The organism is Methanoculleus sp. UBA374, from assembly GCA_002508705.1.
GTDB classification, from domain to species: Archaea; Halobacteriota; Methanomicrobia; order Methanomicrobiales; family Methanoculleaceae; genus Methanoculleus; species Methanoculleus palmolei.
Map to the genome: position 1 here is coordinate 20,878 of DAYL01000032.1, position 14,367 is coordinate 35,244.

The 14,367-nt window shown below is 61.4% G+C and carries 9 protein-coding genes; all 9 read right to left on the reverse strand.

Annotated elements, in window-relative coordinates; translation table 11 throughout:
* Positions 1-2 precede the first annotated feature (2 nt).
* Complete coding sequence (locus BRA42_RS10490) at positions 3-3,617, reverse strand: SdrD B-like domain-containing protein (protein WP_292410633.1); 3,615 nt, start codon at positions 3,615-3,617, stop codon at positions 3-5.
* Between the two features lie 490 nt (positions 3,618-4,107).
* On the reverse strand, positions 4,108-4,644 hold the full coding sequence (locus BRA42_RS10495; protein ID WP_292410635.1) for a type IV pilin N-terminal domain-containing protein: 537 nt from the start codon (positions 4,642-4,644) through the stop codon (positions 4,108-4,110).
* 5 nt (positions 4,645-4,649) lie between these two features.
* Positions 4,650-5,177 carry a type IV pilin N-terminal domain-containing protein gene (locus tag BRA42_RS10500; protein ID WP_292410638.1) on the reverse strand — a complete coding sequence of 176 codons (528 nt, stop codon included), beginning with the start codon at positions 5,175-5,177 and terminating at the stop codon, positions 4,650-4,652.
* Positions 5,171-6,103, reverse strand: coding sequence for a hypothetical protein (locus BRA42_RS10505; RefSeq protein WP_292410640.1), 933 nt, complete (start codon positions 6,101-6,103; stop codon positions 5,171-5,173). Before BRA42_RS10505 ends, BRA42_RS10500 begins: the two co-directional genes overlap by 7 nt.
* On the reverse strand, positions 6,100-6,567 hold the full coding sequence (locus tag BRA42_RS10510; protein ID WP_292410641.1) for a type IV pilin N-terminal domain-containing protein: 468 nt from the start codon (positions 6,565-6,567) through the stop codon (positions 6,100-6,102). The genes BRA42_RS10505 and BRA42_RS10510 overlap by 4 nt, the downstream gene beginning before the upstream one ends.
* 10 nt (positions 6,568-6,577) lie before the next feature.
* Positions 6,578-8,374 (reverse strand): type II secretion system F family protein, encoded by a 1,797-nt coding sequence (locus tag BRA42_RS10515; protein ID WP_292410642.1) that lies wholly within the window; start codon positions 8,372-8,374, stop codon positions 6,578-6,580.
* Positions 8,371-9,921 carry a type II/IV secretion system ATPase subunit gene (locus BRA42_RS10520; RefSeq protein WP_292410644.1) on the reverse strand — a complete coding sequence of 517 codons (1,551 nt, stop codon included), beginning with the start codon at positions 9,919-9,921 and terminating at the stop codon, positions 8,371-8,373. Before BRA42_RS10520 ends, BRA42_RS10515 begins: the two co-directional genes overlap by 4 nt.
* A complete protein-coding gene (locus BRA42_RS10525; RefSeq protein WP_292410646.1) occupies positions 9,918-11,606 on the reverse strand; it encodes a hypothetical protein in 1,689 nt (562 codons plus the stop codon). The genes BRA42_RS10520 and BRA42_RS10525 overlap by 4 nt, the downstream gene beginning before the upstream one ends.
* Positions 11,607-11,608: 2 nt before the next feature.
* On the reverse strand, positions 11,609-14,128 hold the full coding sequence (locus BRA42_RS10530; RefSeq protein WP_342771591.1) for a hypothetical protein: 2,520 nt from the start codon (positions 14,126-14,128) through the stop codon (positions 11,609-11,611).
* Positions 14,129-14,367: the final 239 nt, after the last annotated feature.

The window sequence follows — 14,367 nt, forward strand, 5'->3', positions numbered from 1 at the left end:
GCTCAGACCTCCTTTCCGGCCTCCGTCCCTTTCGGTGGCACCGGAGTATCATTCGGTGTTACCGTGTCCCCGTCCAGGGTCACCGGAGTATCATCCGGCGTTACCCGGGTCTCGTTTAGGGTCACCGGGGTCCTGTCCGGCGTTACCGTGTCCCCGTCCAGGGTCACCGGGGTCCCGTCCGGTGTTACCCGGGTCTCCCCCGGAACCTCCCTGATCAGCCCTGCGTTCAGCGTTAACGTCTCCGACGGCGCAACGGAGAACCGATCCGTTGTTCCCGTCCCGGGGTCGACGTCGCTCCCGGAGCCGGGAGCGGTGAAATCAAAGTCCTCCGGCGGCACAAATCGGAGGAAGTAGCGCCAATCCCCGTCGACACGGAAGATGTACTCACCGTCGTCTCCGGTGATCGTGGAGTTCAACAGCCTGTCGTCAGGAGTCCTGAGTTCTACGCGGACACCCGGGAAAACAGGCTCGTCTGTGTCCCGGGCGCCGTTAGCGTTGGTGTCGTTCCAGACGGTGCCGGCAACAAAACTCGGCGGCTGTGGCGGCTCTACATAATACATCCCGGCATCCCTGACGACTGTATCATCCCCGCTGATCGTGAAAGGATCGGTCATACCGGTCGCCGGGTCTGCGTGGCTGTCCCCGCCGGGGTTTGTGAAGACGTAATTCTCCGGTGGAATGAACTCAAGGGAGTACTCTCCGGGCAGGAGGGGACCGAAAAGGTACGTTGCCCCGGCGAAGTAGACCGTACTTCTTGTGTGGGCCGACGCCACCACAGCGCCGTCCGCATCCAGGAGCCGGACCTCGACGCCGGATATGCCCTCTCCCATGTGATCCCAGACACCGTCCCTGTTATTATCGTACCAGGTCGTTCCGTAGACCCAGCCATATGCTGCCGCCGGGGTTTCGGTCTGGTATTCCCCGACGAGACCTGCATTCAGGGTTTCTCCCCCGACTTCCACAAATCCCTCAGTTCCAAGTTCCGCATCTGCGTAACCCCCGTCCCTCCTGGCATCGCTGTCCTGGCCAGGGACGGTGAAAGAGTAGCCGTCTGGAAGAGGGAAGGAGACGCCGCCGTAGCCCCAGTAAGACCACTTCTGGCTCGGGAAGCCGTATGAGCCGTTGGAATCGGTGACTGTACCGCCGATCAGTGAGGGCTTGGGATTGAACAGGTGGATGCGGATGCCGGGGACACCCGGGTCACCCGGGTCACGGATGCCGTCTGCGTTCAGGTCGTACCAGACCCCCCCTGAAAACGCGCGGGCGCCCATGACCAGCCCTGCATCCCGCGTTACGGTCTCTGACGGCACAACGTCGAACGTATCCGTTGTCCCTGTCTCGGGGTCGACGTCGCTCCAAGGGCCGGGCGTGACGAATGTTACCTTGGACCGCTTCGACGGCGCAAACCGGAGGTAGTAGCACCCGGGCTCGTCGACACAGAAGGTGTACACGCCGTCGTCCCGGGTGATCATCGAGTCTACCAGTACGCCGTCGGCACTTCTGAGTTCTACGCAGATACCCGAATAAGCATCATCATTGCCGCGAATTTCATCGATTAAGTCAATGGCAAGCCAGACGAAGCCGGTGACGATACCCGGCTCCCCGGAAGGCGGAGTCGCTGCAACCATCCCGGCATCCAGAGCGGCCTCTGTCCTATTCTCGGTGAGCGTAACGTTCTCTGTCCTCCCGGTCGCCGGGTCCGCGTCGCTGTCAAGGGTGTCATCGCCGCCCTGGCATGCGGCAGTGAAGGTGTAGCCCTGCGGCGGGTCGAAGATCAGGTAGTAGTCGCCCGGCGGCAGACAGGTGAAGAGGTATCGCCCTGCCGTATCGGTCGTCGTGGCGTCGACGGGCGTGCCGTTTGTGCAGTAGAGCGTTATTGAGGCGCAGGGAAGCCCCGTTTCCTCACAGTCCTGAATGCCGTCTTCGTCCGTGTCTATCCAGACAAAACCGTCAACCGACCCGGTTGTCTCCGGCTGCGGCACGATGAATCCGGCGTCCCACCCGTCCTGCGTCTCCCCGGCCCCGAGGGCGATCTGGTTTGTTCTGCCGGTCGTTCGGTTCGCGTCGCTGTCGCACGCATCCTCGTCACCGACATCCTGCCTCGTAAAGACCATTCCCGCCGGGGGCACGAACTTCACGACGTAGTCTCCGGGCGTAAGGCAGGCGAAGAGGTACCTGCCGTCCGCACCGGTCTTCGTTGCGGCGACCTCACAGAGTTCCGCATCCAGGAGCGTAACGTTGACGCCTTCGATCCCCGGTTCTCCAGAGTCCTGGATGCCGTCTCTGTTGGTGTCGTTCCAGACGAAGTCACCGATCGAGGATGGTGCGGCAGTGGGTGTAACAGTAGGTGTAGCAGTGGATGTAGCAGTGGGTGTGGGCTCCGGGTTCGTCGGCGTCGGGCAGTTCTCCGGCAGGTTCAACGGTTGTGAAGATGCTTTCGACACAGCCCGCGGATTTACGGTGAATTTGACGACCCAGGCATCGGTATCCACCGCCCCATCCTTCCCGGTCGCGTTGAACGTCCCGGCAAAGGCGTACTCGGTGTTCGATACCTGGACGACCGATGCCGCCCGGTCTCCCGGGTTGGCCCCGCCGAGCGTCATGCTTCCTTTAACTCCCCCGAAGCTGTCGAGTTTGACGGCCCAGGCGTCACCTCCGGCAGGATTCTGCCCGCTCTCCCCGACAAAGAGATATCCTCCATCGGCCGTGGCGATGATCGATTCGGCGGACTCGTTCGTCCCCGCGTCTCCGTAGGTCCGGTTCCAGGCAACCCTGCCGTTAGACCCCATCCTGACAACCAGGGCATCACTCTCGGTCCGGTTGGCCGCACCCCACCTCACGGAACTCCCGGCAAAGACGAGGCCTCCGTCCGGTGCCGCCGCGAGCGCCCGGGCGGTATCATTTCCGGGGCCGCCAAATGTCGTGTTCCAGACCTCGGCCCCTGCGGGGTCGAGTTTCGCGACCCAGGCGTCGGTGGCGGACGCCCCGAACGACTCAGTGCTCCCTGCGACGGCGATGTTGCCGTCGGTAGTCTCAATGACCGAGTATGCGGCATCAGAGCGGTCCGGTTCGCCGAAGGTCCGTCTCCAGTCTTCACCCCCGGTGGCGTTGACCTTGATCACCAGGATATCGGTGGCAGAGGACCCCCGGGGTGTGACCGTCCCGGCGACGACGTAGCCGCCGTCACGGGTCTTTGCGGCCGCGTATGACGATGCATTGACGTCGGCCCCATAAAACGTCCTGTTCCAGACGATCTCTCCCCGGGGATCGAGGATGAGTGACCCCGCAAAGAGGTAGTTCCCGTCGGCTGTGTTGACCAGCGCCCGCGCGGCATCCCCCCCGCCGGCGTCGAACGTCCGGTTCCAGCGCTCGTCTCCGGTTCCGGTCAGGTTGACGGCCCAGGCGTTACGTTCCCCTACCCCGAGCGGACCGGTATCACCGACGAAGAGGTATCCTTTCTCGTCCGGACACGAAAGGAGGGTGTATGCCGAGTCGTTTGCGTCCGGCCCGCCGTAGGTTTTGTTCCAGGTTACCGAGAAGTGTACTGCGGCCGCGCTCGACGTCGCGACGAGCGTGCAGACCAGCAGCACAATTATCAAACTGAGGTTTCGCATCATATGTCACATCTTCTGGTTTGATGTTGCTCCCTCACACGCCCCGGTGATTGCATGCGTTATCCGAAGATGAGTGAAATGGTGGGCCCTGTTAGGGATGCTGGTTATGGGATCTGCGGTCCTGACGGTCGGTATTCAACTGTGAAGCAGTGTCTGAAACACCGTTCGCGGAGAGGATGGGCCATAGTAAGCCTAGAGGTATAAGAATCTATCTAAGGTTCTCGTGGGGGTCAACACCCCGGTTCGTCGGACCGTCCCGGAAGTCCGGGCGGCAGGAGCCCTCCGGGGCCGGGACTGCCATGCTGCCGTATTCTTGCACGGATCGAGCCACCGACCGCCGCCGGGAGCATCGCAGCGATTCAAAAAAGAAGCGAGGGCCGGCGTCCCGGGTGACCGTGTCACTGCCGCCTTACTATGAAGGGGCGGTCACGCCGGTCAGCACGGCTGGCCCCGCCCCGGGCCTGTGAAGATAGAGTCCTCGGCGCAGTGAACGTCAGGGAGTACCCTCCGGCGGGTCGATCAAAATCTCTCCCGATGATATGGGCGCACCGGCCCGCCGGTCGATGAAGCGGTAGGTCAGGTGGTACTTACCACACTCGATCTCGCTGCCCCCGAGGGTGACGTTGCCATTATCCTTATCATATTCGCCGATGGAGACTTTAAACCGGTCCCCCAGTCGAACGATCGATTCGTCCGGGTCAAAGCACGCGATACGCTCCCCCGTATCGTCGTTACTGAGTATCATGCGCAGGGTAGAATTTTCGCGTAAACCGATGCTCACCGCCAGTTGATCGACGTCGAACGCATCCCCGGCCCTGTGCTCGAAGACGACCTGATATGCATCCGTGTCCTTATCTACCATCGTCCCGGAGGCGACCAGGTCCGCCTTTATCGGCTGCGTGGTATCCCCGGCCGCACCGGTGGCGTAGACCGCCACAAGGGCCACGATGATCAGCGTCACGGAGATCATCAGCATCACGCCGATCACCTCGGACACAGCGTCATCGGAAAAATATCCATCATACTTCATGCCATTCACCGCTCCTTTAAGAGAATGCTGCTCTTATGCAGGAGAACCCCGCTCGGCAGGTGGTAGACCGCCACCTCGACCACGGCCGACCGCCCGATGCACTCCTCCAGTTCGTCCTCCGGAAGGTCGAGGAACCCGGCGGTCTCCTCCTGGTTCCCGGTGCTCGAACCGTTTCCTGTCCTCCAGACATCGGTTCCACCAAGGTTCTCAATGAACTTCAACGGCTTTTCCTTCTCCAGCTCCTCCCTCAAGTCGTACGATGCGGCACGCAGCTCCCCGTCCTCCAGGTGGACCCAGGTGTTGACCCTGAGGTCCCGGAGCCGGACCTGGTCCCCGCCCCGGTGCTCGAAGACGAGGGTGAAGTCATCCCCGCTTCCGGCGGAATACACCGCAAGGTCCACCGAGGGGGGAGGGTCCTTTGTATCGGCGGCCCCGCCGGCGAACGAGGCGACGAGCGCGGCGAGGATGACCACGATTGCGAGAAGAAGGACTACCCCGATAACCGAGGAGACCGCCGCCTCCCGGTCTACCATACGCCCACCTCGACGTTCACGATCCGGAGGGTCACGTTCACGGAAGGCTCGAACGTAAGCGTATGCATGTGAATCTGGGACAATTCCTCAAAATAGTACCTATCGTAGGGGTGGTCCTCGATCGTATCGTTGCAGAGTGTCTCCAGATGACCCTTTATCCCGGCTGAAGGGTTGAGAGTAGTGAGGTTGAGGTAAGGAGTGACGGAATCGTTGCAGACGAGCTTAGTTACGCCGGCGATCCGGTCTGGCTCTGGAATGGTTGCATTCAGCTTGAGCACGGCTCTTCCGCTCCCGGTGACGAACGACCCGCCTTCTTTCGGAGGGGGAGGGGTGAGGTTCACCAGGGTGATCACGATCTCATTCCCGAATCGGGACATGTCGATGAAAGAGCGCAGGAACTCGCCGCTGTCGGCCCGTGCCCCGGAGACGTTGTTGTAACTCGAAGACTGGGGCACCGTCACGTTGTCTTTCGTCACCGCAACGAACCCGTACTCCCAGAGGTAGCCCTGCGGCTCCCAGGCCGTGAACGAGGGCACGTAGGAGACGTTCACCAGGGAGGCATTTCCAGTCATCATCGCATCAGTCTGGTTGGTTACGGTTACGTTCACCAGAGGCACCTGTGTTATCGTGACCGAACCGCTCGACCGGACCGGGCTTAAGAGGATATCACCCCCCCCGAGGGAGAACGGCTCGCTGAACCGGGTGCTCGTCCTGTCCGAGACAACATGACTGCCCGAGACAACATGATCGATATCCGAACCGAACCTGGCAAAGGCGTCCGCCACCTCGCGGGAGTGCTCGATCTCGGACTGCTGCTTCAGCCCGGGAAGATACGTTGCAGAGTAGATCGCGATCAGCGTGACAATGATGCCGAGGACCAGCATCAGCGCGATCACGGTCGAGACCGCGTCGTCCTTCTCCATCATGGGACCACCCTTGGATATGGGACCTCCCCCGAATAGATGACGTTCTTCGGTGTGATCAGCCGTACGATATCCCCGCGTTTAAGCTCGGGGTTGAGCGTGACATTCAGATATCCGCCGAGATCGAACGCTGCGGTCCCGTCGTCGGCGTGGTCGCGGAGGTCGAAGTCACGGTGTGAATACTCCTCCCTGATCCCATCCTCCTTCCGGATAACGACCACCGCGAGGTCCTTCTTCTCCACCCAGTCGCCCCCTTTATGCCAGAAGATCACGACGGTGTCGTTTTCCACCACGGAAGTGCCGTTCGCATTCTTCATCGCGACATCGACGCTCGGCTCCCGGCCGCCCGGGATCAGGGAGAACGCCGACGTGGCAAAGAGGGCTACGAGGATGACGACCAGCGCGATCATGATCATCTCGCCGATGACCGAGGAGACCGCTTCGTCGTGCTGTAATCTGCCTTTCATGAAACCGCCTTCATATTATGTAGACAAAGAGGATCACCGTCGCGGCCAGCATCACGCAGGCATGCTTGAGGCCGGCAAGGATACTGTTCGCAGATAACTGCCCCGCCATGATCCCCGAGAAGAACCCGAGGATGATCCCGACATGGAACATTTCGCGGACGTTCGCACTGATATCGAAGGTAACGTCGTATGCGGAGAAACTTGAGATGAAAGCGACGTTCAGCTGGTACGCCGAATAGAGGTAGATGCCGAACGAGAGGTAGATAACGGCGAGGTAGACGAACGAGACGTTCAACCGCTTCGCCTTCATCTTGATATAGTGCTGGAGGTCGTTGATTGCAATCGTCAGGATCTCGCGGATGTAATCGGTCACCTCGCTTGCCCGCACCAGGAGGGAGATCGCCCGCTTCACCGAGACAAGACCGATACGCTCCTCCATCCGCACAAGCGCACCCGAAACGCTGGAGCCGAGCCTGAGTTCATCGGCCGCGACCTTTATCTCGTGGGAGAGAACGCCCATCTTGGTGTTGGCGATCATGAAGATGGCGCCCTGCAGCGTCATGCCGATGTCGCGCATATCCGCGATCTCGGCGAGGAACTCGGGCAGCTGCTTCTCGACCGCCATGACGTAGCGGCGGCGCAGCTCGTAGGCGATCATCACCGGGATCACGGCCACGATGACGGCAAGACAGAGGAAGACCTCCATGGTGTAGGTGGGGAAGAGCGATTCGAAGAAGCTGAACTGCAAGCTGAGGAACAGCGCACCGAGAGCCCCCACGCCGATCACCGCCCCGACCGTATAGTCGGAGATGAAGAAGGTCACGGGATGGCGGAGGATCTCTAAGATGCGCAGCCAGCGTTTCCGGGACTCGAGGCTTTTGAGGAATTTTTCGTCCGGCTCGCCCCCGGTTTCGGCATCCAGGATCTCGGTGCCGAACTCGGACTCCCGGATCTCGCGGCGCGCGACGTCGAGGTTGTCCGGCGGAAGGAGGACGTAGAGGATGAAGATGAGGGCAATCGCCCCCAGCGGGAGGCCGAGGTACATGAGCGGCATGATGCCCGCGAGCTGGTTCTGTCCGGCGAGGTTCTGCGCCACCAGCATGATGATGATCGCGATCGGCCCGGCGACGAACGCCGTCACGTAGACCTCGGCGATCATCTCCAGGATCTGGAGGAGCGACTCCTGCTCCTGCCGCGCAAGTTCGCGGTAGGTCTCGGACTTGGAGTTGAAGAAACTGGTGAGGTTGCCGCCGCTCCGGTAGACCAGCGCAAGGTCGTTTATCAGTTCCTTGAAGTTGGCGGACGGCGTGACCTCCTGGACGTTTCGCATCGCGGTGAGGAGATCGAGGCCGAAGACCTCCACGTCCCTGACGATGAGCCCGCACTCCTTTGAAACCTCCCCATAGAGGTCGCCCGCCTCATAAACGCTCCGGAAGATGCCGTAGAGCGTCATGGTCGAGGAGAGCGCCTGCATGTAGGTGACGGCATGGGGAAGGTCCGCCTCGATCCGCGTCCGGCGCCCCTGCGCCTGGAGGAGAGGATACAGGTAAATAAGAAGAAGAAGCAGGCCGACGACGGCGACGAAACCGAGCAGGACGGTGACGCCGTAGGGGAGGAAGGGGAGGATGTTCACCTCGACCCCGAGGATGGAGAGGAGGAGAACGGAGAGGATGTAGAGGAAACCGGCAAGCAGGGTTATGACCAGGCCGTACTGAAGATACCGGGAGGCGGGGATCGGTATGTGCGCCGAGAGCAGCGAGTGCGCCAGCTCATCCCTGAAGTTGCGGAACGTCGCTATATCGGTCATTGCTGTTCCCGCACCATCATTTCCTGCACCATCTGCCCGACCTTCAAAGGAGAGAGAGCGCCCTGGTGAATCATATCCGTGAGGGCGTCTCTTCGCACGGCGATGGCGGCTTCGAGCTGCTCCCGGTCCCAGCCGTTCCGGTAGGCGATATCGTCAAAGACGGCCGACCGCTCGTAGACCCTGACGAACCGGTCCGTCCGGTGGTCCCAGGTAAAGAGCGGCTCCCACCGGACCTGGTCGTCGACGACCCGGATCTCGTTTAACGAGAGGCACCGGCGGAACCCTCTCCCCCCCTCGTAGAGGAGGCTCTGCACCAGGATAAGGTCGAGGGCGTTGAACATCGCCACCGGGACGTTGATGGGTTCGTGGGTCAGGCGGTTCACCGTCTCCTGCACGTTTCCTGCGTGAACGGTGGAGTAGGTGGTGTGTCCGGTGTTCATCGCCTGAAAGAGGGTCTGCGCCTCTTCGCCGCGCACCTCGCCGACAATGATGTACTCGGGCCGCTGACGCAGCGCCGCTTTGAGGAGGTAGAACATGCCGACGTTGCCGGTGCCGCTGACGTTGGCGCTCTCCCGCGTCCGCATCGGCAGCCAGTTGATGTGTGGGAGCTGGATCTCACGGGTATCCTCAATGGAGACGATCTTTGCCACCGGGGGGATGAAGAACGAGATGGCGTTCATCGTCGAGGTCTTTCCGCTTGCCGTTCCCCCGGTGACGATCATGCTTTTGCGGTTTTCGACCGCGAGCCAGATATGCGCCATCAGGTCGGCGTCGTAGGTGTTGTTGTCGATGAGGCTGACCGGAGTCAGGGGGTCGGCGCGGAACTTCCGGACGGTAAACGAGCTCCCCCGGGAAGAGACGATGTCCGAGTAGGTGATCTGTGCTCGCGAGCCTTCGGGAAGGGCGGCATCGATGAGCGGGGTCGAGAGGGAGAGTTGTTTGTCGGCCTTCTGGGCGAGTTTGAGCACGAATTTGTTCAGTTCTTCGCCGTCAAAGACGCAGTTCGTCTGGATGTTGGCGTACCTCCGGTGATAGAGGAAGATCGGGATCTCCGGGCCGTTGCAGGTGATGTCTTCGATCCGGTCGTCGTTCATCAGCGGGTCGAGCTTTCCGTAGCCGAGGAAATTGCGCCGGAGGTAGTACATGAGTACCTCCACCCGGTCGTCGGCGATCTCCGGGTCGAAGGAGCGGATCACTCTCCTGAGGAGGTCCGGATCGAGACCGAGTTCGCCTCTTTTGCGGGCGGTGTCGTAGATGAGCGTTGCCCGGAGCTGCTCGAACGTCTCTTCCAGGACGATCAGTTCTTTCTCCGTTACCTTTGGCTCGACAACCTCGTAGCCGAGGGTGATCGCGTCCTTTCGGAAGATGTTGACGTAGGAGAACGGGGGGACCAGCCAGTACCGTTCTACAATGTCCAGGGCCGGGTCGGCGGGCGGGAGTTCGAGGATCATCGGGCCGGGGTCGGGGACTTCGTCTGCGACAACACCGTCCCCGGCAGGGGTCGTTTTCACCCTCCTGCCGAACAGGGAAGAGAAGTCGAACATCATATCCCTCCGTGGTAGGCTGTTTCTGCCGGTTTGCCGTGATACTCGACGGTCACGTCCACCTCGCAGTTCCGGACAAAGACCGCCAGCGCGTAGTCGCCGGGACCGAAAACCGCCTCATTCTTTCGCATATCTGCACCGTAGACCGTCTGCCAGCCGAAGGTTCGGTCAAAGACGGCGGCACCGTCTTCGATGCGGTAGAGCGCGAACCGGACGTCGCTGTACGGGGTCATCTCCTTATCGGAACGGTCTTCGTCCATATTCTGCACGGTGTAGGCGACCCGCCAGGGAACCGGGGCGATGACTTCGGTGACGCCCCAGAGCGAATAGGCTTCCCGGTTCTGGAGCAGCGGGTCCCGCATCTCAAGGAAGTTGTCGTGGATCCGCCATTTGTCGTCGTAGGTCCAGGAGATCCCGGCCGGGTACCAGGTGCCCGTGTAATAATCCCGGACCGGCTCAAGCCAGGTCAGCAACGGCGGGGAGGGATTGGAGACCGGGATGCGAAGAGCCGACGTGAGACTTTCGTTCGCCGAGAACGGGGGCGCCTCCCCGAGAGGCTGGCTCCCGGCGACGGTGGTGCCGGCATCGAGCCGGTCGTCGCGCGAGAGGACGTGACCCAGCCAGAGGCCGTCTCCGCCGTTGAAGAACGGGTCCATCCCGTCGTAGGCGCTGCGGTCGACGCCTTTCTCCGTGGTGTTCACGGCCCAGGCCGCCGAGACGATGATCGGCTGGTTCCAGACGGCATCCTCCACGACGACCGTATGGAGACCCGGCACTTCCGCCCCGGCGACGAACGTCCGGTTCGCCGGATAGTAGCGCACGTCCTCGAAGGTGCCCGATCCGGTGGCGTTCTGCCAGACGGCTTCGCCGGAGAACCACCCCGATGCAGGATCGCCGCTCGCGGGGAGAGACCCGTCATATGTCCCGTTCTCCGGGAAGTAGGCGAACCTGCCTGCGGGGGCCTCCGCCACGGCCCAATAGAGCCGCCCGGGGATTGTACCGTCGGTGACGAGGCCGAGAGCGGTGGCTTCGGGGATGATCGTGCGCCGGTCATGCGTTGCGGGGTAGTAGAGGAGGGAGACGCCGTAGCCCATCCGGTCAAGGATGGCGGCGGCAAGGATGGCATGGTCCTCGCTGTCGCCTCCCTGCCCGGCAAGGGTTACGACGGGGTAGTTCGAGTAATCGGCAGAGGCGAGGCGTTCCGCGTCCGTGGTGTAGTTGAGGCTCGCCACAAAGGCGAGGACGTTAGAGACGGTATCGCTGTCGCCGAACCCCGACTCACGGGACGTGGCAAGGAACCAATCTGCAACGGCGTCGACGACCCCGTCGTCGCCGTCGGTCACGACATACTCCGCCATGCGCTGCGGTTTGTCTTCGCCCGACCCGTATGCCGGGGAGAGGAAACGCTCGTAGGTATCTTCCGGGATGTAGAGGTCCATCGTCATCCCGGCTCCCTGATACGACCAGTTGTAGGACTTCGGCCCGGCGGGCGTCTCCTCCGGAGGCTCCTCTTCGGTCCCGGGGTCCGGGAGATAGGGGTCCGGGGTGACGGGGGCCGGCTCCTGCTCCTGGCCGGGAAAGCCGATGCCGGAAAACCAGAGGACGGCAACGACACCGACGACGGCGATGGCGATCACAAGAACCCCGATGACCTTCTTGAACAGAGACTCGTCAAAGGCGAGGTCCACGGTTACCGCCTCCTCGCGAGGAACACTCCGACCATCGCGGCAATTGCGAGGTACACCGCAAACCCGGGGGACTGGGTGGACGTGGGCAGGGATATGGGCGTAAAGTCGGGCCTTTCGCCGGCGGTGGAGTCCGGGGAGCCCTGCGGGGAATACTGGTTCCACGTCTCGGTGGCCGCGGGGGTCAGGGAGGGGAATGGATTTGGCGCCTCAGTGACCGTGGCGTTTCGCTGGCTCCCTTCAGGGAGGAGTTCAAAGGTGCTGGTCGTCTTGTAGTTGACCTCCTTACAGGTGACGGTGATCTGGTAGATCCCCGGATACCAGGAACTGGTATCGATAGGATGCTCGTCGTAGGAGAACGGCCGCGCCTTCTGGACCGGGTCATATTTTCCGGGGATGGTCTCGTTGATCGGGATCTTCATCGCGGTGTTCGCCTTGCCCGACTCATAGAGGTCGAGCGCGGCGATCGTCAGGACCAGGTCGTCGTGAATGTCCGTTTTGTCGGCGGTCGTTCCTTTTCCGGCAAGGTTGGTGGTCCCGCTGACGATCAGTTCGTCCCCGACGAGCACTTCCCCGACCGGTTTGATCCGGACGATCGGGTCTTCGACCGTGAAGGTGTCCATCACGTAGAGGTCGTCCCTGGACGACGAATCCAGCGCCCGTACCAGGGCCTCGGCAGCAGCCCGGCCCTCGAGCATCCCGATATTCACGACCTCGCCGCCGTCGACCATGTACAGCCGGTTCACGTTACCCCTGAAGTTGAGGTTGTTCTCGGGCAGGACGTCGAACTCGTTGTCCGTTCCCGGGTGGTGGTAGACGATGAAATAAGTCCCCGGGGAGAGGTCGTAAGTGAAGTTCCGCGCGAGCGTGATCCCGTAGGACCCGTCGTCGTCGAGGGGGAACCGGGGGTTATAGTCGGCGTACTTGAAGTTCGGGCCGAAGATGTACCACTTCATATGCCCCACGGAACTGGAAGTATGACCGGGGCTCCCGCGGCCGTACCACCACGAATAGAGGTAGTCTCCGCGGGCGAACACTCCCCCCGTCTCTTCATCGAACTTTGCGTGAAGGGACGGCATGTTGAGCTCGTAGTCCCACGACGGCGGGACCTCGCCGTCGATGGAGCCCGGGGCTCCCGGATAATTGCTTCTCTCCTCGCCGATCGGCTGAAAGTTGACATGGACGGTGTAGGTCCCCGCATCGCAGGAGATCAGCGAGGTGTCCCACGAATATCCCCAGATTCTGAGGAGCGGGTTATAGTAGGTCACGGTGAACGTCGCGGGTACGCCGTCTTCAACGGCCCGCGAGAGGTCGGTCAGGGGCGCGCCGTTTGGGGGCAGGTTGGGCCCCGTGACGTAAAGGTAGAGCGGGACGAGGGACAGCGAGTCCGAGGCTCCGAGGCCGGCTACGGTCCCGCTCAACTCGATGATGTCGCCGATGGCGTAGAGCTGCTGGTCCGGCTCATCGAAGACCAGCGTCATGACCTTCTGATCGATACTGAAGGTTGCCTTCACCGGCTGGAAGATATCGGGGCCGGTTGCCTGGATCGTATAACTGGTGACCGGAGCCCCGTCCGGGATATGGATCTGCAGCCGGACGGTGCCGTCCCACCCGGGGTGAACGCGCACATGGTAGTCGGAGAACCGGGTGTCCCACCCGCCGCCGTCAAAGATGGGGTAGTCCTCCCCCGCCGGGGGTTCGGGGAGGGTAATGTCGTAGTACGTGAAGGGCGTCCCCTGGACCGTGAAGTAGAGGTCTCCGCCGCGCTCCGCGGTCGTCTCATTGAGAATGATTGCGGGCGGGTAGTCCCGCACCGTGAAGGTGTATGGCACTTCGCGGTTGAGGTCGTTGAGGGTCATCCGGAAGACCATCGTCACCTGGGTGTCCCGGGAGACGCCGCCCTGATCCGCGAACCGGAAGACGAGGGTGTCGTCCCAGACTGCAGGGTCTGCGGAGAGGTCCTCAAGCGAGACCGTGTCCCCGGCAATGTTCGTGATGCTCGATGTTTTGACGTTGCCCTGCAGTTCATACTCGTACCACGGGCCCTGGAACTCGCTGAGCGGGAGGTTGTGGTCGGGGAGCAGGAACTGCATTCCCATCCGGTAGGGCAGGGGATTCTGCCTGCTGGGGTTCGGTACAGGCTCGACATCCGTCCCAAAGGTGCGCATCATCACCTGTCCGAGACTGCCGGCAACATCCTGCACCAGGCAGTATCTGCCCTGATCAACCGTCCCGTCGCTGTAAACAGGATAGTATTGGCCGGGACTTCCACGGATGTAATTCGCGATGCTGCTGGTGAGAGAGATCGGGTCGGTCTGCTGCCCCCCGGAATCGATCCTGACCATCCGGACCGGGTTCCCCTTTACCGGGTCGGAGAACGCCGAAAAGTTCACGGTCCTCTCTCCCTGAAAAACGGTATCGCCGGGGCTGATCCCGGCGTTGGGTCCTTCGGGTGTTACGAACCGTGCCGAAGCCGCCGGAGCGAAAACAGCCAGGAGGAGGAGCGCCGCTGCGAGTACCACCATGATCCGATATCTGTCCATATATCTGAGACTCCTTGGGGCGGGGATGCACCACATTGTCAAATTTATTTGTTATATCGCTATTTCACTTTGTTGCGATGCAGAGGTGCATTGCATCAGAGAATTTCAGTTTTGAAAGGCATGTTTTCGAAAAATAAGGCAATCAATGGGGTATTTAGAAAAGTTAATGCCATATGGAAGAGATAAAGCATTTAAACATAATTTTATCTAACTAAAATTAA